General features: G+C 40.0%; 27 protein-coding genes. 13 read left to right on the top strand and 14 right to left on the bottom strand.

Annotation, left to right across the window (positions count from 1 at the left end; genetic code table 11):
* Nucleotides 1–110 precede the first annotated feature (110 nt).
* On the top strand, nt 111–1,976 hold the full coding sequence (locus HWV00_RS03340) for a bifunctional diguanylate cyclase/phosphodiesterase (protein ID WP_211684699.1): 1,866 nt from the start codon (nt 111–113) through the stop codon (nt 1,974–1,976).
* A 76-nt stretch (nt 1,977–2,052) separates the two neighbouring features.
* Here HWV00_RS03340 and nqrM read toward each other — a convergent pair whose 3' ends face one another.
* The 9 genes from nqrM to HWV00_RS03295 form a co-directional block, all read right to left on the bottom strand.
* Complete coding sequence (gene nqrM, locus HWV00_RS03335) at nt 2,053–2,277, bottom strand: (Na+)-NQR maturation NqrM (protein ID WP_211684698.1); 225 nt, start codon at nt 2,275–2,277, stop codon at nt 2,053–2,055.
* An 8-nt stretch (nt 2,278–2,285) separates the two neighbouring features.
* Nucleotides 2,286–3,275 (bottom strand): FAD:protein FMN transferase, encoded by a 990-nt coding sequence (locus HWV00_RS03330; RefSeq protein ID WP_255554893.1) that lies wholly within the window; start codon nt 3,273–3,275, stop codon nt 2,286–2,288.
* A gap of 45 nt (nt 3,276–3,320) precedes the next feature.
* Nucleotides 3,321–4,541, bottom strand: a complete 1,221-nt coding sequence (gene nqrF, locus HWV00_RS03325) for an NADH:ubiquinone reductase (Na(+)-transporting) subunit F (RefSeq protein ID WP_211684697.1) — start codon at nt 4,539–4,541, stop codon at nt 3,321–3,323.
* A 48-nt stretch (nt 4,542–4,589) separates the two neighbouring features.
* On the bottom strand, nt 4,590–5,198 hold the full coding sequence (nqrE, locus tag HWV00_RS03320) for an NADH:ubiquinone reductase (Na(+)-transporting) subunit E (RefSeq protein ID WP_211684696.1): 609 nt from the start codon (nt 5,196–5,198) through the stop codon (nt 4,590–4,592).
* Nucleotides 5,199–5,201: 3 nt separating this feature from the next.
* On the bottom strand, nt 5,202–5,831 hold the full coding sequence (locus tag HWV00_RS03315; protein WP_211684695.1) for an NADH:ubiquinone reductase (Na(+)-transporting) subunit D: 630 nt from the start codon (nt 5,829–5,831) through the stop codon (nt 5,202–5,204).
* A complete protein-coding gene (locus HWV00_RS03310) occupies nt 5,824–6,597 on the bottom strand; it encodes a Na(+)-translocating NADH-quinone reductase subunit C (protein ID WP_211684694.1) in 774 nt (257 codons plus the stop codon). The genes HWV00_RS03315 and HWV00_RS03310 overlap by 8 nt, the downstream gene beginning before the upstream one ends.
* A complete protein-coding gene (locus tag HWV00_RS03305; RefSeq protein WP_211684693.1) occupies nt 6,590–7,798 on the bottom strand; it encodes an NADH:ubiquinone reductase (Na(+)-transporting) subunit B in 1,209 nt (402 codons plus the stop codon). The genes HWV00_RS03310 and HWV00_RS03305 overlap by 8 nt, the downstream gene beginning before the upstream one ends.
* Before the next feature lie 2 nt (nt 7,799–7,800).
* Nucleotides 7,801–9,141 carry a Na(+)-translocating NADH-quinone reductase subunit A gene (locus HWV00_RS03300; RefSeq protein ID WP_211684692.1) on the bottom strand — a complete coding sequence of 447 codons (1,341 nt, stop codon included), beginning with the start codon at nt 9,139–9,141 and terminating at the stop codon, nt 7,801–7,803.
* Nucleotides 9,142–9,555: 414 nt separating this feature from the next.
* Nucleotides 9,556–9,867 carry a BolA family transcriptional regulator gene (locus HWV00_RS03295; protein ID WP_211684691.1) on the bottom strand — a complete coding sequence of 104 codons (312 nt, stop codon included), beginning with the start codon at nt 9,865–9,867 and terminating at the stop codon, nt 9,556–9,558.
* 74 nt (nt 9,868–9,941) lie between these two features.
* On the opposite strand from HWV00_RS03295, the gene HWV00_RS03290 reads away from it, so the two are divergent.
* Together HWV00_RS03290 and HWV00_RS03285 are read left to right on the top strand one after the other, a co-directional pair.
* Complete coding sequence (locus HWV00_RS03290) at nt 9,942–11,069, top strand: methyltransferase (protein WP_211684690.1); 1,128 nt, start codon at nt 9,942–9,944, stop codon at nt 11,067–11,069.
* 1 nt (nt 11,070) lies between these two features.
* Nucleotides 11,071–11,634: a YajG family lipoprotein gene (locus tag HWV00_RS03285; RefSeq protein ID WP_211684689.1), complete on the top strand. Its 564-nt coding sequence runs from the start codon at nt 11,071–11,073 to the stop codon at nt 11,632–11,634.
* Between the two features lie 115 nt (nt 11,635–11,749).
* Here HWV00_RS03285 and HWV00_RS03280 read toward each other — a convergent pair whose 3' ends face one another.
* Nucleotides 11,750–12,328, bottom strand: coding sequence for a peptidylprolyl isomerase (locus tag HWV00_RS03280; protein ID WP_370630480.1), 579 nt, complete (start codon nt 12,326–12,328; stop codon nt 11,750–11,752).
* A gap of 281 nt (nt 12,329–12,609) precedes the next feature.
* On the opposite strand from HWV00_RS03280, the gene HWV00_RS03275 reads away from it, so the two are divergent.
* Both HWV00_RS03275 and HWV00_RS03270 read left to right on the top strand, forming a co-directional pair.
* A complete protein-coding gene (locus tag HWV00_RS03275) occupies nt 12,610–12,951 on the top strand; it encodes a hypothetical protein (protein WP_211684688.1) in 342 nt (113 codons plus the stop codon).
* Nucleotides 12,952–13,078: 127 nt separating this feature from the next.
* Complete coding sequence (locus tag HWV00_RS03270) at nt 13,079–14,458, top strand: MFS transporter (protein WP_255554892.1); 1,380 nt, start codon at nt 13,079–13,081, stop codon at nt 14,456–14,458.
* Between the two features lie 86 nt (nt 14,459–14,544).
* Here the strand turns inward: HWV00_RS03270 and HWV00_RS03265 are convergent, their stop codons facing one another.
* On the bottom strand, nt 14,545–15,027 hold the full coding sequence (locus HWV00_RS03265) for a YajQ family cyclic di-GMP-binding protein (RefSeq protein ID WP_211684687.1): 483 nt from the start codon (nt 15,025–15,027) through the stop codon (nt 14,545–14,547).
* A 247-nt stretch (nt 15,028–15,274) separates the two neighbouring features.
* On the opposite strand from HWV00_RS03265, the gene HWV00_RS03260 reads away from it, so the two are divergent.
* Together HWV00_RS03260 and HWV00_RS03255 are read left to right on the top strand one after the other, a co-directional pair.
* Complete coding sequence (locus HWV00_RS03260) at nt 15,275–15,622, top strand: VanZ family protein (RefSeq protein WP_211684686.1); 348 nt, start codon at nt 15,275–15,277, stop codon at nt 15,620–15,622.
* On the top strand, nt 15,615–16,514 hold the full coding sequence (locus HWV00_RS03255; protein WP_211684685.1) for a ketopantoate reductase family protein: 900 nt from the start codon (nt 15,615–15,617) through the stop codon (nt 16,512–16,514). Before HWV00_RS03260 ends, HWV00_RS03255 begins: the two co-directional genes overlap by 8 nt.
* 120 nt (nt 16,515–16,634) lie before the next feature.
* Here the strand turns inward: HWV00_RS03255 and thiI are convergent, their stop codons facing one another.
* Nucleotides 16,635–18,089 carry a tRNA uracil 4-sulfurtransferase ThiI gene (gene thiI / locus HWV00_RS03250; RefSeq protein WP_211684684.1) on the bottom strand — a complete coding sequence of 485 codons (1,455 nt, stop codon included), beginning with the start codon at nt 18,087–18,089 and terminating at the stop codon, nt 16,635–16,637.
* 174 nt (nt 18,090–18,263) lie between these two features.
* Nucleotides 18,264–19,493, bottom strand: coding sequence for a DNA ligase (locus tag HWV00_RS03245; protein ID WP_211684683.1), 1,230 nt, complete (start codon nt 19,491–19,493; stop codon nt 18,264–18,266).
* A 275-nt stretch (nt 19,494–19,768) separates the two neighbouring features.
* On the opposite strand from HWV00_RS03245, the gene HWV00_RS03240 reads away from it, so the two are divergent.
* A complete protein-coding gene (locus HWV00_RS03240) occupies nt 19,769–20,002 on the top strand; it encodes a thymidylate kinase (protein WP_211684682.1) in 234 nt (77 codons plus the stop codon).
* Between the two features lie 112 nt (nt 20,003–20,114).
* Here the strand turns inward: HWV00_RS03240 and HWV00_RS03235 are convergent, their stop codons facing one another.
* Nucleotides 20,115–20,621, bottom strand: a complete 507-nt coding sequence (locus tag HWV00_RS03235) for a hypothetical protein (RefSeq protein WP_211684681.1) — start codon at nt 20,619–20,621, stop codon at nt 20,115–20,117.
* A gap of 330 nt (nt 20,622–20,951) precedes the next feature.
* Here HWV00_RS03235 and leuS point away from each other — a divergent pair, with 330 nt between their 5' ends.
* The 5 genes from leuS to rsfS all read left to right on the top strand — a co-directional run bounded on the left by leuS (nt 20,952) and on the right by rsfS (nt 26,358).
* Complete coding sequence (leuS, locus tag HWV00_RS03230; protein ID WP_211684680.1) at nt 20,952–23,543, top strand: leucine--tRNA ligase; 2,592 nt, start codon at nt 20,952–20,954, stop codon at nt 23,541–23,543.
* 153 nt (nt 23,544–23,696) lie between these two features.
* Complete coding sequence (lptE, locus tag HWV00_RS03225; protein ID WP_211684679.1) at nt 23,697–24,230, top strand: LPS assembly lipoprotein LptE; 534 nt, start codon at nt 23,697–23,699, stop codon at nt 24,228–24,230.
* On the top strand, nt 24,230–25,267 hold the full coding sequence (gene holA / locus HWV00_RS03220) for a DNA polymerase III subunit delta (RefSeq protein ID WP_211684678.1): 1,038 nt from the start codon (nt 24,230–24,232) through the stop codon (nt 25,265–25,267). Before lptE ends, holA begins: the two co-directional genes overlap by 1 nt.
* A 9-nt stretch (nt 25,268–25,276) precedes the next feature.
* Complete coding sequence (gene nadD / locus HWV00_RS03215; RefSeq protein ID WP_211684677.1) at nt 25,277–25,927, top strand: nicotinate-nucleotide adenylyltransferase; 651 nt, start codon at nt 25,277–25,279, stop codon at nt 25,925–25,927.
* Between the two features lie 101 nt (nt 25,928–26,028).
* Complete coding sequence (gene rsfS, locus HWV00_RS03210) at nt 26,029–26,358, top strand: ribosome silencing factor (RefSeq protein WP_211684676.1); 330 nt, start codon at nt 26,029–26,031, stop codon at nt 26,356–26,358.
* Nucleotides 26,359–26,361: the final 3 nt, after the last annotated feature.

The raw sequence follows: 26,361 nt of genomic DNA, 5'->3' as shown, positions 1-26,361 counted from the left end.
TTAGATCTACTAATGAACTAAAAATTGCACTTATCATTTGAATTTGAAATATAATTAAGTTTACTCCTTCGCATTAAGTCTAAAGACTAGAATTAAATAAAGGTGCCATTGTGCTAGAAAAGTCGTTAGCCGCTAGGTCAGCTCAGCTAGAATTAAAATTATCTCGCCAGCAAAAATCAAATGCTTTACGTCGAAATATTTTAGAGCTAATTGTTAACTCACAACCTGTTTCTGAAATCTTATTAGAAGTAGTAAAAGGTGTCGAGCTGGATCACGAAGGAATGATATGTAGTATTTTGCTATTAGATCCTGAGACTAAGCAGCTAACTCACGGCGCTTCAACACAATTACCAAGCTTTTATAATGACGCTATCGATGGCATTCTCGTCGGGGCAGGTGTCGGCTCATGTGGCACTGCCGCATTCTCTGGCGAACGCGTTATTGTAGAAGACATTGCAACACATGATTATTGGTGTGAATTTACTCCCCTTGCAAAACAGGCAGGTCTAGCTTCATGCTGGTCAGAACCGATTATCGGCTCTAATCGTAAAGTCCTTGGTACATTTGCGATTTATCACCGCCATGTTTGTAGCCCAAGTGATGACGACTTCGAGATCATTGAGCAATCTGCCAACTTGGCCAGTATTGCAATAGAGCTCGCAGGCGCCAATGAAAAAATATGGCAGCAAGAAAATCACGATAATTTGACTGGCTTATTCAATCAAAAATACATCAATCACCAGTTAAATAATATCATCCAACAAGATAAATCCCATGATCAAAAATTAGCGGTTATTCACCTCAATCTGGATGGTTTTAAAGAAATTAATGATAATTTAGAGCGTAAATGGGGAAATGAGTTACTCCTCCAGACCGCATCGCGCATTAAAGATTCAATACGCAGTCAAGATCACGTAGCAAGATTAGATGCCGATCAATTCATCATCATCATTCCGAATCTTGCAGACGATGATGTCAGTGAGCAAACAATTCAAACCCTTTATCATAATTTATCAACCCCTTTTAAGCTCAATGATAAAGTGCATCATATCTCGGCCTGTATAGGGATTACGTTTTACCCTGATGATGCACTCACTGCTGAAAATATATTTAACAATGCAGAGCAAGCAGTGCTCAGTGCCAAAGCGTATGGTCGAGGTAGCCACCATTATTTTAATTCGCAAATGCGAGAGGCTGTATTAGCACGTGCAAGTATCATTAACGATATGCAAAGAGCAATTGAAAATGAAGAGTTTAGCTTGGTATACCAACCCGTTATTGATTTAACGTCTGGTCAGGTTAACAAAGTTGAGGCACTGCTACGTTGGCACCACCCGTCTAAAGGACTGATTCCACCACTCGACTTCATTCCGCTTGCAGAAGAAATCGGGGTTATTAATAACATTGGTCGATGGGTATTTAAAACTGCTATGCATCAAGTTGCAGCATGGCGTAAACACCTTAATCCGAACTTAAAGGTATCAATAAACTCATCGCCACTCGAGTTCCGTAATAGTACTTCAGAGCTTGCCTTCGACTATATAAAGAAGCACAACTTGGACCCTACAAGTCTTGTTATAGAGATTACAGAAGGCTTACTGATTGAATCGACAGATGATGTCACAGATAAACTGCATGAACTACGTGACAAAGGAATACAGATCGCAATCGATGATTTTGGTACAGGCTATGCGTCTTTATCTTATTTGAAAAAATTCAATGTCGATTATTTAAAAATTGATAAAAGCTTTGTCATGAATATGACTAGAGGTGATAATGACCATGTTATTTGCAAAGCTATTTTAATGATGGCGAAACAGATGGGATTAAAAGTTATTGCAGAAGGCATTGAAACCAAAGAACATTTTGAATTATTACAACAAATGAATTGTGAATGTGGACAGGGCTATCATATAGCAAGACCATTAACTCCTGAGGATTTTGAAGCCTATTACCTCAACCGTTCTAAAAATTAGCGGAAGACATCGTTAATACCATGATATAAAAATGAAAACAGTAATATATATTACTGTTTTCACGTTCTAAGCAACACTAGATGATACGATTTTCGTTCAACATCTTTTGTTTAGCTTCTTCTTTTGCCATCTTAGCTTTACGCTTGTCGCAAGGATCGGGACAATCGCACGCCTTTTCCATACCTAAGCCACTAATACCACCACAGCTGCCTGTGATCGATTTCTTTTGCACGATATAGCCTATCGACATACCGGCAATAACTAACGCAAACATAACAAATGTTGCAGCAAAATAAGCCATATTAGCCTCTATTTTAAATAAGGTTCGAACTGTTTGGTATACACTTCATTATAACCTGAATCTGACTTTGAGATCATCAATACAGCTAACTCTTGCTGTTTGGCAAACTCAAGTCCATCTTTTTCACCCATAACCATTAGCGCAGTCGCAAGCGCATCTGCTGTCATTGATGAAGGATGGATCACAGTCACTGACACCAGTTTATGCTTGATTGGTTTACCGCTTACAGGGTTAATCGTATGCGCAAAACGCTCACCATCAAGCTCATAATAATTACGGTAATCACCAGATGTTGCAATCGCATTGTTGCCTACCGCAATGATTTCTTGCACACTTTGATCGCTCGCTGTTGGTTTCTCAACCGCAACTTGCCAATCAATACCGCGAGCATTCACACCATTAATACGCAGTTCACCGCCCACTTCAACCAGGTAGTTTTCAACCCCAAGTGAAGCAAAATATTCCGCGATAACATCAACGCCATAACCTTTCGCAATCGAAGACAGGTCAACGTATAAACCATCAATGTCTTTGCTTAATGTCGTTTCTGTTGCAGATAGATGCTGAATACCAATACGTTGCTTAACAGTATCTAATTGTTGCTGCGACGGTATTTTTTCCGGTTTATTATCCGGTCCAAATCCCCACAGATTAACTAACGGACCAACAGTAACATCAAGTGCACCTTTAGTCAGTTCATTCAAACGAAGAGCTTCTAGTACTACTTTAGCCGTATCGCGAGATACTTCAAAACCAGTCACGGCAACGCTTTGATTAAAGCGTGACAACTCTGAATTAGGACGATAAGTCGACATCTGATCATTCACTAACTCTAAACGTCTATCAATCTCAATTTGGATATCTTGCTTATCTTGTTCCGACAGTGGGAATCCCACTATTTTCATATGATAAGTTGTACCCATAGTAGGTCCAGAAAAAAGTACTTCTTCGGTACTTTTTTGTTCACTACAACCAAGAATGAAAATGGCTAGCCCCATCAGAGCTAGCCATCGATACATCGATTTGAATTGAATCAAAAAATATTAGCCAAAGTCATCTAGCATGATATTTTCATCTTCAACACCAAGATCTTTCAGCATGCCGATAACAGCAGCATTCATCATTGGTGGACCACACATATAGTACTCACAATCTTCTGGCGCTTCGTGATTTCCTAAGTAGTTCTCAAGGATCACGTTATGGATGAAGCCTGTGTAACCTTCCCAGTTATCTTCTGGTTGTGGATCACTTAGTGCAACATGCCATTCAAAGTTGTCGTTCTCTTTTGCAAGCATATCGAAATCTTCAACATAGAACATTTCACGTTTAGAACGAGCACCGTACCAGAATGAAACCTTACGTTTTGTATCTAAGCGGTTCAACTGATCAAAGATGTGTGAACGCATTGGCGCCATACCAGCACCACCACCAACAAATACCATTTCATTGTCAGTTTCTTTTGCAAAGAACTCACCAAATGGACCTGAGATAGTTACTTTATCGCCAGCTTTTAAGCTAAAGATGTACGAAGACATCTTACCTGCAGGTAAAGATAGATCACGCGGCGGTGGCGTAGCAATACGCACGTTAAGCATGATGATACCCGCTTCTTCTGGGCAGTTAGCCATAGAGTAAGCACGGATAGTATCTTCATCAACTTTAGATTCAACATCGAAGAAACCAAAGTGTTTCCAGTCGCCACGGTATTCGTCAGGAATATCATAGTCTGAATATTTAACATGGTGAGCAGGTGCTTCAATTTGGATATAACCACCGGCGCGGAAAGGAACCACTTCGCCGTTTGGAATAGCCATTTTAAGCTCTTTAATGAAGGTTGCTTTGTTATCGTTAGAGATAACTTCACATTCCCATTTTTTAACACCAAAGATTTCTTCTGGTAGCTCAATATCCATGTCAACTTTTACGCTAACTTGGCATGATAGACGTTCGCCATCACGAGCTTCACCTTTAGAGATGTGGTCAAGTTCAGTTGGTAGAATATCACCACCGCCTGATTTAACTTTCACACGACACTGGCCACAAGTACCACCGCCACCACAAGCTGAAGAAACGAAAATACCGCTAGCAGCTAGTGAACCTAAAAGTTTACCGCCTGCACCAGTAACCACTGCTTTCTCTGGGTCACCGTTAATACTAATTGTAATATCACCTTCACTTACCAGTTTAGACTTAGCAAACAGAATTACTGTTACTAGTGCTAAAACGATAATCGTGAACATGACTACGCCGAGAATGATTTCCATCGACTTATCCTTTGCTCTTGAAACATGCTGACCGAAGCCAGCTGTTTGTTATAACTGAATACCAGAAAATGACATGAAACCTAGCGCCATAAGACCTGCTGTAATAAAGGTAATACCTAAACCACGTAGTCCATCTGGCACATCTGAATATTTCATTTTCTCACGAAGACCAGCCATCGCAACGATAGCTAACATCCAACCTAGACCACTACCAAAACCATATACTACTGATTCTGTGAAGTTATAGTCACGCTGTACCATGAAAGATACACCACCGAAGATTGCACAGTTTACTGTGATCAACGGTAGGAAAATACCCAGTGCGTTATATAGAGCTGGTAAGAACTTGTCTAAAACCATCTCTAAGATTTGTACTAGTGCAGCAATTACACCAATGAACGTGATGAAACCTAAGAAACTTAAATCAGCTTCAGGGAAACCAGCCCATGCAAGTGCACCTGGTGCAAGTACGCCACTATAGATAACTTGGTTAACAGGGATCGAAATAGTAAGTACGGCTGTTACAGCTACACCAAGACCGATCGCTGTTGTCACTTTCTTAGATACAGCAAGGAATGTACACATACCTAAGAAGAATGATAATGCTAAGTTTTCAATGAAAATAGCACGTACGAATAAACTAATATAATGTTCCATCGTTTACCCCTTTGGCTCAACTTGCTCTGGTTTCCACGTACGTAGACCCCAAATCAATAGACCAATGATGAAGAATGCACTTGGCGGAAGTAGTAGTAGACCATTTGACTGGTACCAACCACCGTTTTGGATAAGCGGTAAGATTTCGATACCAAACCAAGTACCTGAACCAAAGATTTCACGCACTGTTGCAACAGCAAGTAAAATAGCACCGTAACCTAAACCGTTACCGATACCGTCTAAGAAACTTGGTAGAGGCTTATTCTTCATTGCGTAAGCTTCAGCACGGCCCATTACGATACAGTTTGTAATGATTAGACCAACGAATACAGAAAGCTCTTTTGATAGCTGGAAAGCTACCGCTTTAAGTACTTGGTCAACAACGATTACAAGTGATGCGATGATCGCCATTTGTACAATAATACGTACACTATTCGGAATCATATTACGTACTAACGAGATAAAGAAGCTTGAGAAAGCAGTAACTACCATTACAGCGATAGTCATTACAAACGCAGTTTCCATCTTCGTTGTTACAGCCAATGCAGAACAAACACCTAAGATTTGTAATGCAATCGGGTTGTTAGTGGCAATAGGTGCAGTAACAATTTCTCTTAAGTCAGACTTAGCCATTGTTTGAGCCTCCGTTTTGCAATTTCTTCAGGAAAGGACCAAAACCGTTTTCACCAATCCAGAACTGGAATGTATTTTCAACACCTTGACCTGTTAGCGTAGCACCAGATAAACCATCAATGCCTGAAGGCGTTTTATCTTGACCACCGCCTTTCACGACACGGATTGCAACATCACCATTCGCATTGAATAGTTGCTTGCCTTCCCATTTAGCTGTCCACAGTGGGTTTAATACTTCACCACCTAGACCCGGAGTTTCTCCTTGGTCATAGTACTGAATACGTTTCACTGTTTTGCCGTCTTTATCGATTGCAACGAATGCATACATCGTTGACCATAGGCCACGACCGTATACAGGTAGAACGTAAGATTCAACATTACCTTGTGCATCTTTTACAAGATAAACATCAGCAACATTTGAACGACGTTTGATACCAGCAACATCTTTACCCGTTAAGTCAGTACTTTTCGTTAGATCTTTTACGTTTTGAAGTTGATCAAATGTCGCTGCATTCTCTTCAACATACTCACCCGTATTTAAATCAACGAATTTAGCTTCAACGAACTTCGCATAAATTTCGCCAACGTTAGCATTTTCTTCTAACTTGCCAGCAACAGAAAGTAAGTTAGTTTGCTTATCCAATGCTTTGTTAGCATTTTGAGCATCACGTAGACCTACAGCCGCGCCAGATACGACGATTGAACATACTAAACACAACGCCGCAACGATTGTGATAGTTTTCAGTGGAGTTTCTTTACTAGCCATTGCGTGCAAGTCTCCGTTTAATGTTAGCTTGAACAACAAAGTGATCAAATAGAGGTGCGAATAAGTTAGCAAATAAGATTGCTAGCATCATACCTTCAGGGAATGCAGGGTTAACTACACGAATTAATACAACCATTAGACCGATAAGAATACCGTATGCCCATTTACCGTTATCAGTAAATGAAGCCGATACAGGATCCGTCGCCATGAACATCATACCAAACGCGAAACCACCGATAACTAAATGCCAGTAGAATGGTACTTCGAACATTGGGTTAGTGTCTGAACCAATCATGTTGAATAGTAAGCTTGTCGCTACCATACCAATCATAACACCAGCAACAATTCTCCAAGATGCAACACCAGCGATAAGTAATACGCTACCCGATAATAGGATAATTAACGCAGATACTTCACCAGTAGAACCTTGCATGTTACCAATGAAGGCATCAGCCCACGTCAGCGAACTTGTTAGTCCTTCAAGACCACCTGCAGCAGCAGAACTCAGTGCTGTAGCACCAGAGAAACCGTCAACAGCTGTCCAAACAGCATCACCTGAGATGTCAGATGGGTATGCGAAGAATAAGAACGCACGACCAGCAAGTGCTGGATTTAAGAAATTCTTACCTGTACCACCGAATACTTCTTTAGCGATTACAACACCAAAAGTAATACCGATAGCCGCTTGCCATAATGGAATGTTAGCAGGCAGGATAAGTGCAAATAGGATAGATGTTACGAAGAAACCTTCATTTACTTCATGCTTACGCACGGCAGCAAATAATACTTCCCAGAAACCACCAACCACAAACACTGTCGCGTAAATAGGCAGGAAGTAAACAGCACCATATAGCATACTTGCTATAACGCCTGCGCCTTCACCCATAGTAACGCCAAGCGCACTTAGTAGTGCAACATGCCAATCGTCAAATGCGATACCAGCACCTGATGCAATAGCAGTATTTGCTTGAGCACCAATGTTGTACATACCCCAGAAAACCATAGGTAATGCACACATCCACACTAAGATCATAATACGTTTTAAATCGATATTATCACGTACGTGTGTTTTACCTTTTGTAACAAAACCTGGTGTAAATAAACCGGTTGCAACCGCTTCATACAAGGCAAACCATTTTTCGTGTTTACCACCTGGTTCGAAGTGATGTTCCATCCCTTCGATATAATTCTTAAGACCCATGCTTAACCTTCCTTCTCAATTGTCGTTAGACAATCACGTAGAATTGGACCAAAGTCGTACTTACCTGGGCAAGAGAAAGTACATAACGCTAAATCTTCTTCGTCTAATTCAAGACAACCTAACGTAATCGCTTCATCTGTATCACCAGTTACTAACGAACGTAGTAACATAGTAGGTAAGATATCTAATGGCATAACGCGCTCGTAGTTACCCATAGGCATCATTGCACGATCACTACCACCAGTGGTTGTAGTAAAGTTGAATTGACGTGCACGATTTAATGCAGAGGTAAATACGTTAGCAACTGAGAACTTGTCACTACCAGGCTTCATGTAACCTAGGAATTCTTTCTCACGACCTTCAGCTAAAGCACTGATTTGGTTGTGATAGCGACCAAGGTAAGCATTTACAGTGTAAGCTTGAACACCAGATAATACAGAACCAGAAATAACGCGGTTTTCACCAGCATTAAGTTCATTTACAGTTAGTTCTGTAATTGATGCGCCTAGACGAGTGCTAATCAAACGAGGATTTTTCACAGCAGGGCCTGCTAGTGAAATAACGCGGTCTGTATGTAATTCACCAGTTGTGAATAACTTACCGAAAGCGATAACATCTTGATAGCCAATAGACCAAACAGTACGGTTAGTACCAGCTGATTCTAAGAAATGAATATGCGTACCAGCAAGACCAGCAGGATGAGGGCCAGCAAATGCGTGCTCTTCAACGTTTGATGCCGCTGATTTAGGTAATGTGCCTTCAGCTTTACAAACGTAAACTTTACCGCTTGTTAAGTGTGAAATAACATTTAAACCATCAACAAATGCGTCACTGTTTTGATTGATAATTAATGCAGCATCTGCAGCTAACGGATTAGTATCCATTGCCGTAACGAAGATTGCTGATGCATTACTATCAATTGCAGGTACACGGCTAAATGGACGAGTGCGTAATGCAGTCCATAAACCTGAGTCTACAAGATTGTTAACCACTACATCGCGGTCAAGATTAGCAAGTTCAGTCGAGTTGAACTGAGCGAATTTCTCACTCTCGTTACCATCAACATCAATTACTACCGATTGTAAGATCCGCTTAGCACCACGGTTAACTTCAGCAATTGTTCCTGCAGCGAAGGCTGTATATTTAACGCCCGGTGTCTTTTTGTCTTCAAAAAGAACCTGACCTTTCTTAACACGATCACCAACTTTAATGCTCATAGTTGGGCGCATTCCAATATACTCTTCACCTAGAACAGCAACTCGTTTGATAGCTGGGCCATCATGAATTACTTGCTCAGGTTTACCTGCGATAGGTAGATCCAGTCCTTTTTTTATCGTAATCATACTCACATGCACTACTTTTTTTAGGAAGATAAAGACCACTTTTGCTAGCGAAAAAGACGCACAAGGAGCACCTACTAGTAGGTATTCACAAAGTGGTGTATTTTCGTTAACAAAAAATTTGGGTTATTCTAGCATTAATTTCAGATGATTGCTTGCTCTTCATCAAGTTACGTACAGTAATAAAGCAAACTTTTTACGATGTCATCAAACACATAAAAATAAAACTAAAAACAACAACTTAAAAACAGTAATGAAAAAATAAGCCTACTTATAAAGTCAAATAAAACTGTTTTTCTGAACTTATTTTAGTCATATCTGGCGATATATCTATTTTTTGAAAAATCATTCTCAAAAATTAACATGCACCTAGATCCGATAACATTAATTTAAATAAATGCTGAAATTAATATTTAATTAGCCTAAGCAATCAGGTGACTCAGGGACTTTTTGATCTTGATTATTTTTTTTAGCCCATTGCTCAGGGGTATAAGCATGAATTGACAATGCATGAATACCAGCCTCGAACTGTGCAACCAATGCAGTGTTTACCATGCGATGACGTGCAATTAACATTTTACCGTCAAATTCAGTGGCAACGATGACTACGCTAAAGTGTATTTCAGTACCTGGTGGTACATTATGTTTATGACTATCACAAACAACCTCTAAATGTTGAATATCAAAACTGGCCAATAATTGCTGTTTAATATCGTTACCTAATGACATTTAAAAACCTCTTCTTTATATATTTAGTAAAATAACAGTGTAAAATGCACGATCAACCTTAACTGGATCATATTATGAACACTGAACTATCTCTTGAAAGTATCGAATTATCTTTGTACCGCTACCCTAAACGCAGTATTGAGCAACTGCAAGCTTGGGACTCTGCTGATGAGTATATTATTAATACGGTTGCAGATTTAACGCTTGCTGAACAATCTTCAGTACTTATCTTTAATGATAGTTTTGGTGCATTAACGTGTGCTTACAATCAGCACAATGTCACCGCAATCAGTGACTCATGGATCAGTCATGCTGCAATCGCGCAGAATCTAGATGAAAATGAGTTAAGCACAGAACAAGTAAAAGTCCAAGACTGCCTTGCTCCATTACCTCAAAAAGTTGATTTAGTATTAATCAAAATCCCACGCACATTATCTTTACTAGAACACCAATTAGCAATGTTAAGCCACGTGGTGAACCCAGATACAATTATTATCGCTGGTGCAAAAGCGAAAGATATTCATAATTCGACATTATCATTGTTCGAAAAATATTTAGGTGAAACAAAAACATCATTAGCGAAGAAAAAATCACGTTTAATTTTCTCGACTATCACAGATGCTAAAGCATTAGAGGTCCCTGCACCTGCGACCTGGGATGTTGCTAAAACAAATATCACGTTATCAAACCATGCCAATGTATTTTCACGCAACAATTTAGATATTGGTGGCAACTTCTTTATGCAGCATTTACCAAAAGGTGAATATCAGCATATTATCGACTTAGGTTGTGGTAACGGTATTATCGGTATTACTGCTGCACGTTTAAACCCTCAAGCAAAAATCACTTTTGTTGATGAGTCATTCATGGCTATCGCATCAGCGAAAGAAAATGCCGCAACTAATATTGCTAAGCACGAACCTGAGCTTGAATTTTTAGTGAACAATTGTTTGTATGACTATGAACCGCACAGTGTGGACTTAGTATTATGTAACCCTCCATTTCACCAAGAGAAAGCAATTACCGATCATATTGCATGGCAAATGTTTAAAGATGCACACAGAGCATTAGCTTGGGGCGGCGCACTTTACATCGTGGGTAACCGTCATCTTGACTACCACATTAAACTTGAGCGTTTATTCGATAATCATGAAGTTGTCGCATCAAATGCCAAATTCGTTATTATTAAGGCGCAGAAATAATATGCTAAAAAAACTATTGTTAAGTACTGGCCTATTACTACTAACTGCCTGCGCAAGTGCGCCACAGCAAGTTAATATCACCGCTGAGCCAGCTGCATTAACAATGCAATATAGCGATACTCAAGTATCACTAACAAGTAAAGATATTCGCGATGCAAACTACTTAATTGCAATCCACAAAGTGGGTGAGCCTGCGCAGTTACTTAATAATCAGAGTTCACTTGTGAACCTGACTGCAACTAAGCTACAGCAAGGCTGGGAACAGCAGGGATTGACGTTTGCTCCGCAAGCGGATGTCGCGATTAGTCTTGAACTGCAAACTGCGAGAATTGACGTTCAACAAGACAGCTTTGAACACCAAGCTGAGTCAACATTAATGCTGATTATATCAATTGAGAATAACGGTCAAACACTCACGAAGCAGTATCGTAGTGCCTCAACATTAACAGGGGCATTTAGTCCATCGATGACTGATCTAGAAACTAAGTTTTCTCAGCAATTATCGGCACTATTAAACGACGTATTTAATGATGAACAGATTAGCCACTATTTAACACGTAAATAGCTAATACGTTAATCTTTACTCAGATAACAAAAAGCCTCACGCGATGTCTTTAACAAGACTATCTAGTGAGGCTTTTTATTTTCTAACACTATGCTTATAACAGCAATGCGTCTTACTATTTCAACATTGTCACGCTTTCAATCACAATATTGGTTAACGGTACATCACTGTAAAACTTCTTTTTACCTGTCGGCTGTTGTGCCATTTTATCAACGACACCCATTCCACTCGTCACACGACCAAACACGGCATAACCTGCTTGTGATGGGCTTGAGCCTGAACGATTTAAAAAGTTATTATCTTTTAGGTTAATGAAGAACTGTGATGTAGCAGAATTAGGATTGCTCGTACGTGCTAATGCTAATGTGCCACGCGCATTACGCAGGCCATTATTCGCTTCGTTAACAACAGGCTTTCCTGACGTTTGCTTTTCCAAGTTCTCATTAAAGCCACCCGTTTGCGCCATAAAACCTGGGATAACACGGTGAAAAATAATACCACTGTAAAAATCGCTTTCAACATAACGAATAAAGTTTGCAACGGAGACTGGCGCCTGCTCTGGATATAGTTCTACGGTAATATCACCCAAGTTTGTTTTGATTAACGCTTTAGTCTCTGCTGCAAATGCAGTATTAAACATAAATGCAGAGCATAAGATTAAAAGTAATTTAGTGATAAAAGGATTCATTCGCATTATTGAGTTCCATTTTAGTAATATAAAGACAAGCTAACGTTTAAAACAACCTTAATAGGCTAAATATACAAAGCCTATTTACTCGTTTAGCAATTAATAACAGAGTTTATGTTAATAATATGCGATTTTGTGAATTTTTTAATCACATGATTAAAAGAAATTAATCTTTTGAGATGATTCACACTTTACTCACTAATCCGCATTAAGAATACACTAATTAATGACAGTTCCATTTTTTCGTCTAGGATTAGAATGAGATACTAACAAATGAGGAGATTTGCATGGAAGCGAAAAAGTTCATTGACGAGAAGTCTGACATCTTAGCTAACTATCTCGATTTTTTTCTTATGAAAAAATTGAGTTATACGCAATTAAACCATTTTCTTTGGGAAACATTGAGAGAATGGGATGATTTAGATATTTATGACGAGTCTACAAGTAGTTGTAAAGAGCAGGTATTTTGGTTCCTGTTGTTTGAACTTAAAAGCTGGTCAAGCCAACAGATTTTTTCCAATCGTATATTGCGCCAAAAATTACATACAGGTGCTTTATTTTTACAAGGTCAAGGAGTTAAACCATACAACTGTATTGGTATTAGACCTATAACGGAATACTTGGACTAAGTTCGCTTATATTATAAATTTACAATGAATAAATCGATTAAACAAAGCCCAGTCTGTTGTCGGGCTTATTAAATCAATAAAAATACGGTAGTATCAGCAAACACTTACGTTAGATGGATTGCTGACATTGCCAACTTTTCTCCAAACCTTATCTATTTACCTAAACCCCCGAGTGCTATTTATGGGGCTATTTGGCTTTTCTTCAGGATTACCTATTCTTCTCGTGTTCTCAACCCTGTCATTTTGGTTGCGTGAGGCTGGTGTCGATCGAGCCAGTATCGGCTTCTTTAGTTGGATAGCACTTGCTTATGGCTTTAAATGGGCCTGGTCCCCCTTGATTGATCAGATCCAGCTGCCTTGGCTACACAATAAATTGGGACGACGTCGGAGTTGGCTACTGTTTACGCAAGTCATGATCGTTGCAATGCTTATGATCATGGCGACTCAAGATCCTCAACAAAGCGTGATCTTATTTATCATAGCTTCACTAGGTTTAGCACTCTTTTCTGCAACCCAAGATATTGTTGTCGATGCTTTTCGAATTGAGAGTGCAGATACGCGTTTACAGGGAGCAATGGCTGCCACTTACATGACTGGCTACCGTATTGCCATGATTGTAGCGGGCGCAGGTTCATTAGCCATTGCTGCGTTCTATGATAATAGCGCGGTTTATAATGCTGCAGCTTGGCAGTTCGCCTATGCCTGTATGGCGCTATTTATGTTATTTGGTATTTTTGCGACCTTACTTTCTAAAGAACCTATCGCAAAGCATAAAATACATCATGTCCATAATATTCGCGACTTTCTTATTACAGGGATAGTAAAGCCCCTTATCGACCTATTCCAACGATATGGTAAAACCTGCTTACTATTACTGGGCATTGTCATCACCTATCGTATCAGTGACATTGTCATGGGGATCATGGCTAACCCATTTTATGTGGATATGGGTTATTCGAAGGCTGAAGTTGCCACAGTCGCCAAAGTCTTTGGTGTGATCATGACACTGGTTGGTGCCGGACTCGGTGGACTATTGGTCAATGGTTTCGGCTTACTTTCAACCTTGTTATTAGGAGGCGTACTTTCTGCTTTAACGAATGTGCTGTTTCACTGGATGGCAGGCAGCATGGCAACATCACAATTAATGACAGTACTTGCGTTACTACTGCCAGATACTTGGCTGCAAACACAAGACCCTGCCCTGTTGTTATTGACCTTGGTGATCAGTGCTGACAACTTAAGTGCAGGTATTGCCTCGTGCGCATTTGTGGTGTTTTTATCGCGACTAACCAACACCCAATTTACCGCAACTCAATATGCGTTGTTCTCGTCTATCATGGTATTACTGCCTAAGTTTATTGCAGGATTCTCAGGCGTAGTAGTCGATGCATGGGATTATTCTGCGTTCTTCATTGGTACCGCAGCGCTAGGCATTATTCCTGTTGTTTTCATTATCTTGCTTATGTATATGCAAATGAAAAAGCATTTCAAGTGGATTGAATCTTAGACATGAAAAAGCCCAGTGTGTGTAAACAGACTGGGCTTTTAGTTACTGATATCTGTATTTACTTAATGTAAGTAAACAACAGCATATTAGTCACGGAAGTTATCAAACTGGAACGGTTGACCTAGTTCAGCTGTTTTTACATGCTGCATAACAGCCTGTAAATCATCACGCTTTTTACCAACAACACGTACTTTATCGCCTTGGATAGATACTTGTACTTTAAGCTTGCTGTCTTTAATTGATTTAACAACTTTTTTAGCTACAGCACCTTCAACACCTTGTAGAAACTCTACATCGGCACTACACGTTTTACCCGAGAATTCAGTTTTACCTACGCTCATCGCAGAGCTGTCAATATTACGCTTAACTAAAGCACTACGTAAAATATCAGCCATTTGACGAAGTTGCATATCTTCATCTGTGCGCATTTTAACTTTTTCTTTAACTAGCTCAAAGCTCGCATCAACACCACGGAAATCAAAACGTGTACTTAATTCACGGTTTGCATTGTCAGTTGCGTTTTTCACTTCAACCATGTCTACTTCAGAAATAATATCAAATTGAGGCATCTTTATATCCTATCATTTATAATGTCCTGATTATCTAATAGATGATAGCTGCAATTCAACCATTAAGTGCTGAACAAGGTAAGTCACTCCTATTTAGTAACGATAATTAGACATTGTTCGTATAGCATCACAACCATTATTCATTAAATAATAAATTGTAGATAAAAAATTAGCGAACAACCCGAGAACTAAATACAATAAATAAAGGACTATAATAGCTATATACCCTTCTATTGCAGAGAGAAAAATGCCATTAGATAAATACAAACATTGGTTCCGGCTACTACTTTTTATGGTGATAGTCGCAATCTGTCTACTTGCTTTTGCTAAACCTTCATCGGACATCCCAAGTTTAGGCAACGACAAACTTAATCACGCCCTTGCCTTTGTAACATTAGCGCTGCTTTTTGATTATAGTTTTCCAAACAGAACAATAACCTTGTTTATGACATTACTTGGATTCGGTATTTTTATTGAATTAATTCAAGGTATGATACCTGGTCGCGATACGAGTCACTGGGATATTGTCGCCGATTTAATTGGTATAACAAGTTACTTAATCATTCAACCATTACGAGCAAAAACACATGGCTAATTGGAACATTCTCGGTGCTGGCGCTATCGGACACTTCTTTGCAGAAAAACTATTAAAATCAGGCCAGCATGCCGCATTTGTATTACGCCCCGAGAGTAATGCCCATATCCGTACATTTAACTTTGAAAGTTTAGACGGTGGATATACTAGCAATACGATAATGGCGCAAGATAAGCTCACGCCAAAATGTGACTTTTTATTAGTCACGCTGAAAGCCCAAGATGTACTACCTGCGTTGACCTTGTTACAGTCACAAATTGATAAGCATTGCTGCATCGTACTATTACATAATGGTATGGGGACAGCGGAACAAACAGAGAAGTTATTCCCTCGAAATGCCATTATGGTTGGCACTACATCCAATGGTGTATTAAAAGTCTCTGATAATCATGTTCGTCATACTGGTGCGGGTGTCACTTGGTTCGGTGCATTTAATAATCAAGCCAAGCGTTATAAAGATATCGCCAGCCAATTACTTGCGCTTGAAGAATGTGATTGGTGTGACGATATTCGTGAAAAATTATGGCTTAAGTTAGTGATTAATTGTGCAATAAATCCGTTAACAGCAATCCATCAATGTAAAAATGGTGAACTTACTAATCCAACATTACACCCACAGGTTGTGAATGTTGTGAAGGAATTGGCACTCGTCTGTGAAAAGGCTCGGTTACCTTGGTCTTATACAGAACTACAAGCACAGGTCGATAACGTCATTGCACGTACGGCAGAAAACTGTTCTTCAATGCACCAAGATCGCCACTTTAATCGTCAAACCGAAATTGATTATATTACAGGGTATGTGTTGAAGGTCGCTAATGCCTACTGCATTCCAGTGCCTTCGAATCAAACCCTGTATGAGCAAATAAAACAACAAGAAACTGAGTTGGCTTAGATATAGTTCAAACGGTTGAATCCAGATCAAAAAAGCCAGCAAACTCTTTATTACTAGAGAGTTTGCTGGCTTTCATCAATCACACGGTGACGCTAAATATTAGCCCCACCTAAATGATTATTAAGGACGGTAAACTTTAACGTTACCATAGCCTTTTTCAATCAAGTAAAGCGCTTGTAGTTTACTCATCACACCACGGTCGCAGTATAGTAAGTAAGTCTTATCTTGATCTAATTCGCCAAACTGATTACCTAGCTTAAAGAAAGGCATGTGCTGAACTTCAAGTCCATCAACGTCAAGTGGTGAATCTTCAACTTCGTCAATACTACGAATATCTAAGATCACTTCGTTTGATGCAATTTCAGTTACCGCTTCAACATCACTTACTTGCTCTTGTGCTTCTTCTGCAATTTGACGGATATCCATCACGTTTGCATCCATAACAACTTGGTCAATCAAGCTCATATCGAATTTAGCTTCTTCTGCTTCGATTTTCTCTTTCACTGCTTTTACTGTTGGTTTGTTTGAGATAACACCACAGTATTCAGGAATTGTTTCAGAGAATTCAGCCGTACCAATTTTACGCGCTGTATCAATGATGTCTTGCTTATCAGCAACAATCAATGGGCGTAAAATCAGCGTATCAGTTACAGAATCGATTAACGATAGGTTACGGATAGTTTGGCTTGATACTTGGCCAACAGCTTCACCTGTCACCAACGCTTCAATGCCTAAACGCTCTGCAACTTTAGCTGCTGCGCGCATCATCATACGCTTAAGCACAACACCCATTTGTGAGTTATCTACTTTTTCTAAGATCTCAGCAACAACTGGATCGAATGGTACGCTTACAAATTTCACTTTATGTGATGAGCTGTATTTGTTCCACAAAAAGTATGAAATTTGCTTCACACCAATCTCATGCGCATCACCACCTAAGTTGAAGAAACAGAAATGCGTGCGGCTACCACGTTTAATCGTGAGGTAACTTGATACAGCAGAGTCAAAACCACCCGACATTAATGACAGCACATCTTCCTGTCCAGCCATAGGGAAACCACCCAGACCTTCGTGGCGATCTGTTACTAAATAAAGTTTGTCGTGTTCAACTTCAATTTTGATTGTTTCTTGTGGTTTTCTTAGTTTTACACCCGCTGCGTCAGTATGCTGATTTAAGCCACCACCAACATAGCGTTCTAAATCAATCGACGTAAAATCATGCTTACCGTTACGCTTAGCACGTACACAGAATGTTTTACCTGCAAGTAAATCTTTATAAACTGGCAGTGCTTGTTGGAAAATATCATCAAGATCAGTAAAGTTAGATTCGAGCACTTCTAGTGAGTGTGCGATACCCGGAGTATTTTTTAATACTTCACGATAGAAGTCGCGGTTCTTATCACTGTCGTCGGTCGTACGAACAACAATTTTATCCCATTCAAGGATCACGCGAGCATGTTCATCTTCACGACGCAAAATATTACGTAAACTCGATTGCAGCATTTTACTAAAACGCTGACGTACCGATTTACTTTTCATCATTACTTCTGGGAATATTTTTACAATAAATTTCATCACTTTACCTACATCATAATTCAAACAAACAGTTGGCCCAGCATTTCATCGCGCTGGGTGTTTCGCTGATATATTCGATTAACTTAATCAAAATAAAAAACGGGCTCCACCTTAAAGTGAGCCCGTTCCTGTTGCTGCCAGCAGTATACTGAAAATGCCTCAATATGCAAGATTCTAGCGGCTGTTCACGACTCGGGTTAATTGCGGTGTTGCATTGCCGACCAACTCAATTTCGACCTGACTGCCAATTTCAATTTTAGCTTGTTCTAACCATGGCCGTGAACGTCCTGAAACCTTGGTGACTTCTCGTCCAGAGAGTGCCAAGGGCTGTAAATGAACCACCGGAGTAATACGACCGCTTTTTCCCACGCTATACGTAATATCAATCACATTACTCAGTCCCTTAGGCCCGGTGAATTTTAATGCGAGCGCCCAACGTGGGGCGCTCTGGGTACTACCATACTCACGTTGCAATTCATTCTTGGCTAATTTAATGACTACGCCATCAAGTAATAATGTGTCACTATTTTTATAATAGGCGAACCAATCATCAATATCTTGTTCGCTTTCTACTGAATGACTCATTTTCGACATATCAGTGAAACCTAGCATGGCTAATTGCGCTAACCCCATCACTTCATCTTTATAAGGTGAGTCAACCCAACGCCAAGGTATAAATCGCAAACTCATTACATCAGCTTGTGTGGGTGAGAATTGACTCGCGATCCCTGCGGTCATATGCCGTGATGACACATATTTATTACGTCGTAACCAATCTTGCTGCTCAATATATAGTTCACCATGAATCACTAAGGTATAAGGATAAGGAATGATACTATTCACCGCGTTACTGCGTAACATCAGCGCAAGCAGATCTTTACCTTGCTGGCCATCACCACGACTTGATGCTGCTACGAGCATCCCTTTTTCATATACCAGTTCAACGGCCATACCATCTATTTTTGGCTGAATAAGTAATCGCTGATGTTGATGTTGCTGGTAAAAATCATCCGCTAAAACACGCTCTCGCACAGACGTTAAACTCAACATTTCCTGCCGATGTGGTTGGCTACGATAACCTTCCCCAGTGTTATTGTTTCCGATCTCATTTAGCACAGGAGACAAACAATGAGATAGCAGTGCGAGTTCATCTACTAATAAATCAAATTCACCATCATGCAACAGCGGTTCCTGTCCAGAATAATAAATTTGTCGATGTTTGATGATCTGTGTTTCTAAATAACTAATTCGATAGTGATTAAGTACACTTGGACAACGAGAGAGTACTTCTGGGTCTTCTGTTGATACGAGGCTTTCTGAATGAGAAACGACATCAGCAGCAAACAATTGCTGATAGCTTAATGCTAATAATGAAACAACGAATGACAGGGTTCGAGTAAACATCTGAGTTCCAAACGAGAGGTGGTATAACTCAGTATGATAAATAGAATTAAAGTTAACTGACTAATTTCAACTTACTGATTAGAAGCATCGAAAGGCCACTGTTCACCAACATCAGTAGTTGTACTAGATCACAGATTGAACACTCACGTAATGCGTATTAAAGCGACTTATTCACGCTTTCAATAACCTTTAAAGTTCGATTTTCTTGAACTTGTTTCGTCTTCAACTACACTAAAATTATAATTGCGAGAGTTCTGTCATAAGAGGTAATTACCATGCAACTTTCCGATATCAAAAGCATGTATCATAGACATGAATTAGTTGAGGCTATCGTTGAACCGTCACTGGTCGCAAATGGATGGATAGTAGAATTTAAATCTGAAAATGGCGATATTATTCCTTTAACCGATTTTAGTGGTCATGAAAAGTGCTACCGGAATTTAGATATCGCGACAGCCACGGCTCAACAAGTGGGTTTCCCGACAGTGAGAATTGACGAACCATTTTAATTGAATCAGTCATAGCAACCAAAAATAAAAATGGTCAGCTCATTTCTAAGTCGACCATTTACCCTGCACGAATTCATATCACCATCGCGATTAAATATTAATAAAATAGTGGCTAAGGTTCAAAGCTTTCACGCATAAACTCTTCACCGTCACAGCTTGCACAAGAAAGTACAATCGCAGGATGGTATAATTCTTTTTGATAACCACAACGCACACACGTCAGTAAGCCAAACCCGACTTCATCGCCGACTTGATAACGACCTTGGTGTTCTAAATCATCCCCAACTTCTGTCCACTCTACCTGTGTTTTATCCGTAATCGACGCTAACGTACCCCAGGTGATTTTATCCCAAGCTTGATACCATGCAGATAATTTAAAACTATTTACACTCGTCTGATAGTCTTTACTGAACTCGCCCATATCATGCCGGATATAAGCCGAAGCTTCTGATAGTTCTTTTTTGGTTAAATCCCCGGCGGCCCCTAAATAAGCTTCTGCTTTGAGTATGAATTTTTGCGTAAAATCGTTACCCATAAACAACTTCCTCCCTTTATAGCTCAGAGGATGTACAGATAAGTTTCGCACTGAATTTTGATACTGAGTATTGAGCTTAGCCATATAAACCTCCGAATTAATGTAATAACAGTTAACCTGTATTTATTAATCAAACATCATCTATATTCATCAGTAAACATTGTTTATTACCAGTAGCAATAAACTTCTAACGGGAAGAAAACAGCTACGGCTATAATTTAAGTATATGCCAAAATACTCGGCCAACAAGCGGTCTGCATCACATAGTTTCATCGATAACGAGTCCAATAAGCGTTACAGCTAAGGAAAACTTATCGCTATCTGCAAATGAAACTTGTTGCCCTCTCTGTGCTAAGGTATTCTATGGCAAAATTTTGTTTCTAAATCCTACCAAGAACAGACTGGATATTACCCATGCAAGAACAATATACTCCAAGCAGTATCGAACCTCAGGTTCAACAACACTGGCAAGAAAATAAAACATTCGAAGTACAAAACGACGAAAATAAAGAAAAATTCTACTGCTTGTCTATGTTCCCATACCCAAGTGGTCGCCTGCACATGGGCCACGTACGTAACTACACGATTGGTGATGTGATCGCACGTTTCCAACGTATGCAAGGCAAAAACGTATTACAACCTATTGGTTGGGATGCATTTGGTCTACCAGCTGAAAATGCAGCAATCAAGAACAACACTGCACCTGCGCCTTGGACATATGAAAACATTGATTACATGAAAGGTCAGCTAACGTCTCTAGGCTTTGGTTATGACTGGAACCGTGAAATCGCAACATGTACACCAGAATACTACCGTTGGGAACAAGAGTTCTTCACTAAACTGTACAGCAAAGGTTTAGTTTACAAGAAGACGTCATCAGTTAACTGGTGCCCGAACGATGAAACAGTACTGGCTAACGAACAAGTAAATGACGGCTGCTGCTGGCGTTGTGACACCCCTGTAGAACAAAAAGAAATTCCACAGTGGTTCATTAAAATTACAGAATACGCAGACGAGCTACTTTCATCAATTGATGAACTTGACGGCTGGCCAGAGCAAGTTAAAACAATGCAACGTAACTGGATCGGTCGCAGTGAAGGTGTTGAATTAGACTTCGCTGTTGAAGGTCAAAGTGACGAACTAAGCAAGCTATCTGTATACACAACACGTCCAGACACAGTAATGGGCGTAACGTATGTAGGTATTGCAGCAGGTCACCCTCTTGCAGAACAAGCAGCACAAAATAATCCAGAATTAGCTGCATTCAACCTTGAATGTAAAAACATGAAAGTGGCTGAAGCTGATCTAGAAAAAATGGAAAAGAAAGGCATGGCTACTGGCCTATACGCTATTCATCCATTAAATGGTCGTAAAGTACCTGTATACGTAGCTAACTTCGTATTAATGGGCTACGGCACTGGCGCTGTTATGGCGGTTCCAGCTCACGACCAACGTGACTATGAATTCGCAACAAAATACGGCATCGATATCGTACCTGTAATCAAACCTGCAGACGGTAGCGAGCTAGACGTATCAGAAGTAGCGTTCACTGAAAAAGGTGTATTGTTCAACTCTGGTGAATTTGATGGTCTAGAATTTGGCCCTGCAGTAGATGCAATCGCGGCTAAATTAGAAGCAAACGGTCAAGGCACGAAGAAAGTAAACTTCCGTCTACGTGACTGGGGTGTTTCTCGTCAACGTTACTGGGGCGCTCCAATCCCAATGCTAACGCTTGAAGATGGTACTATGGTTCCAACACCAGCTGACCAACTACCAGTTATCCTACCTGAAGATGTGAAAATGGACGGTATTCAAAGTCCAATTAAAGCAGACAAAGAGTGGGCTAAAACAACATTCAACGGTCAGCCTGCACTACGTGAAACAGATACATTTGATACCTTCATGGAATCATCTTGGTACTATGCACGTTACTGTAGCGCGACATCAGAAACTGAAATGCTTAACCGTGAAGATGCAAACCACTGGTTACCAGTAGATCAGTATGTGGGTGGTATTGAACACGCATGTATGCATTTATTATATGCACGTTTCTTCCATAAATTGCTACGTGATGAGCAAATGGTTGATAGTAACGAACCGTTCAAACGTCTACTTTGTCAAGGTATGGTACTTGCTGACGCATACTACTACACGAACGAAAATGGCGGCCGTGTTTGGGTTTCTCCATTAGATGTAACTGTTGAGCGTGACGAAAAAGGTCAACCAACTAAGTATATCGACAATGAAGGTAACGAACTTGTTTATACAGGCATGACTAAAATGTCTAAGTCTAAAAACAACGGTATCGACCCGCAAACAATGATCGAACGTTTTGGTGCTGATACAGTACGTCTATTCATGATGTTTGCAGCTCCAGCTGACCAAACGCTAGAATGGCAAGACTCAGCAGTAGAAGGCGCACACCGTTTCCTACGTCGTATCTGGACACTTGCTTACAGCCACATCAGCAAAGGCGAAGTTGCAGATCTAGACGTTGCAGCACTTAACGGCAAGCAAAAAGAACTACGTCGCGAGCTTCATAAGACAATTGCTAAGGTATCTGATGATATCGAACGTCGTCAAACGTTCAACACGGCGATTGCTTCTGTAATGGAACTAATGAACAAGCTAACTAAAGCACCTCAAGAAGCAGAGCAAGATCGCGCACTACTTCAAGAAGCATTAGTGGCTGTTATCCGTCTACTTGCACCAATCACTCCGCACATCTGTTTTGAACTGTGGGGCAAATTAGGTCAAGAAGGTAACATCGACGAAGCACTATGGCCTGTAGCAGACCAAGCTGCAATGGTAGAGTCTGAAAAACTAATCATCGTACAAGTAAACGGTAAGCTACGTGCTAAATTAACAGTACCAGCAGACGCAACTCGTGAAACAGTTGAAGCACTTGCTAACGCTGACGAAAACGTGACTAAATTTACTGATGGTAAAACAGTACGTAAAGTTATTTTCGTACCAGGTAAACTATTAAACATTGTTGCAAACTAATAGTTGCTAACTAAGCTAGCAAACTAAAACGTTTTATAGACAAATTGTAAGCCCTATATTCTGCTTTTATTCTTATAGTAGAGTATAGGGCTTTTTTGTTTTTAGATTACGTGTAAAATTACCTACAATTAATTTATATATTTTGTAGGCATTATGATCGCATCCTCACAGTATCAAGGTTTTACTCGACTAATTTGCATCTTTTTATTCACCGCTATGCTTGGCGGCTGCGGCTTTCATTTAAAAAATAGTGAAGCTATCCCGAGTGAATTAAGCGAGTTGACATTAGTTTCTACAAAATATTCAGAACTAACAAGACTGATTAAAACGCAACTGCGCTACAACCAGATTAACTTGACCACGTCACCTACGCTTAATACTCCAATACTCAAAATTGTGTCAGAAACGACAGATACACGTACCGTATCATTATATTCTGATGCGACCGCCGCTGAGTACGAGTTAAGCTATGTACTTAAAATGGAAGTACGCTTACCAGATCAAGACCCACAATTTTTCACGATTGCCCTACAACGCGATCAATTAAACAACTCACAAGAAGCATTAGCCCGTTCACGTGAAGCTGAATTGCTAAAACAAGAGTTACGTGAAGCAGCTGCACAGCAAGTTGTTCGAACATTAAGCCAAGTGATTATTGAGCCAAAAACAGAGTTTGAAACTAACTAATGCGCGTTTATCCAGAACAACTCGAACAGTACTTAAAGACTGAACTCAAACCCTGCTATTTAATATTTGGTGAAGAACCATTATTAAAAATGGAAGCGATTGAGCAAATTAAAGTCGCCGCGAAAAAAGTCGGTTTTGATGAACATCATAAGTTTCATGCTGAACCAACAATGGATTGGCCTGCCGTGTTTAACGCATGCCAATCGATGTCACTGTTCTCTAGTCGTCAAACCGTCGAACTTATCTTTGATAAGCGACCGACTAAAGAAGATATCAGCCAACTGAATGATTTATTTAAACTACTAAATCCAGATCTGATTTTAATTTTTAGTGGCCCGTATTTGACCAAAGCACAGCAAAGCGCGAAGTGGTTTACCCAGTACTTCAAAAACGCACTTTACATCCCAGTCGGTCATCCCGAAGGGCGCTTTTTTGCCAACTGGATGCGTCATCGTCTTAAGCGTGCCAATTTAGATGCACCCGCAGATGTAATCACCCTACTTTGCCGCAGTTTTGAAGGTAACTTACTGGCTGCAAAACAAGAAATAGATAAGCTATCACTGCTTCATCCGGGGCAAACATTAAGCCTTGCGCAATTGCAGCAATCGATTACTCAGCACTCGCACTTTAGTAGTTTTCAACTGGTTGACGCGCTACTTGCAGGTAAGGTAAATCGAGGCCAGCGGATCCTGCAACAATTACAAGGTGAAGGGGTTGACCCGATAGTCATCAACTGGGCATTAAATAAAGAAATAAATCAGCTTTATAATTACAGCCTACTACAACAGCAAGGTCTATCTGTCATTGATGAAATGAAAAAGCAGCGTTTATGGACAGGTCGCCAGCAAATAATTAACACCTGCTTAAGCCGTTTATCATTAAGTAAAATAGAGCAAATGTTAGTGCTATGTTCAAGTGTCGATAGCGCAATTAAGACCAGCACGACGATTAACCCTTGGTTATCATTACAAATGCTTTGTATTAGTTTTGCCGATTCAACATTATTGCCAAACTACCATCATTCCGAAATTAATTAACGGCTATTTATGACTGACTTTATTCCTACTCGCGCCATTGGTATTTTAGGCGGTACATTTGACCCTATTCATTATGGTCATCTACGCCCTTGCTTAGACTTATTACAACAGCTCAATTTGGCTGAAGTAAGATTAATGCCCAATCATATTCCGCCACACCGCGCTGCACCAGGATCGAATTCAGAACACCGATTAGCGATGGCTTCATTAGCTGTCGCCCATTGTGACGATTTGAGTATTGATACCCGTGAGTTAACGCGTACAACGCCTTCTTATACGATTGATACCTTAATTGAGCTTGCAGCTGAAAACCCAAACACACCCGTGTGCTTTTTAATTGGTCTTGATTCACTTAATAGCTTACATACTTGGTACCGTTGGGAAGAGTTACTCAACTACTGTCATCTCGTCGTTAGTTATCGTCCTAACTACGAATTAACATTAGCACCAGAAGTGCAAAAAATATTGGAACAAGTACAAACAACTGATGTCGAAGCCCTACAGCAGCAAAAACAGGGGCGTATTTTGCTGTGGCCAAGCACACAGTTAGAAATATCGGCGACACGGATCCGTCAGTTAATTGAAAATCAGCAAAGTCCTCAATATCTACTACCCGATAATGTGCTGTCTTATATACAGAAAAACAATTTGTATACGTAAACGACTGTAGATACTAGCTCAAGAACAAGCTAGGTATATATTTAGACATTATTCGCTGTTATAATTCGCGGTTAACTCGATAAAGTTCCTCTGGAGGACCCTTGCAAATTTCTGAGCTGCAAGCATTTGTACTAGATAAAATTGAAGACATGAAAGCCCGCGACATCCAAGTTGTTGATGTTAAAGGTAAATCACCAGTAACAGATTTAATGATCGTATGTACTGGCACGTCAAAAACTCACGTGAAATCAATTTCTAACCACCTTTACCTAGAAGCTAAACGTCACGAAGTATACGTGATGGGCATTGAAGGTACGGAAGATAGTGAATGGGTTTTAGTTGATATGGGTGATGTTGTTGTACACATCATGCAACAACAAACGCGTGATCTATACCAACTAGAACAACTTTGGCAGTCTGCAGGGGCATAGTCA

Source organism: Moritella sp. 24 (genome assembly GCF_018219155.1).
In the GTDB taxonomy this organism is placed as follows: Bacteria; Pseudomonadota; Gammaproteobacteria; order Enterobacterales; family Moritellaceae; genus Moritella.
This window is presented reverse-complemented; position numbering and strand designations above follow the sequence as displayed.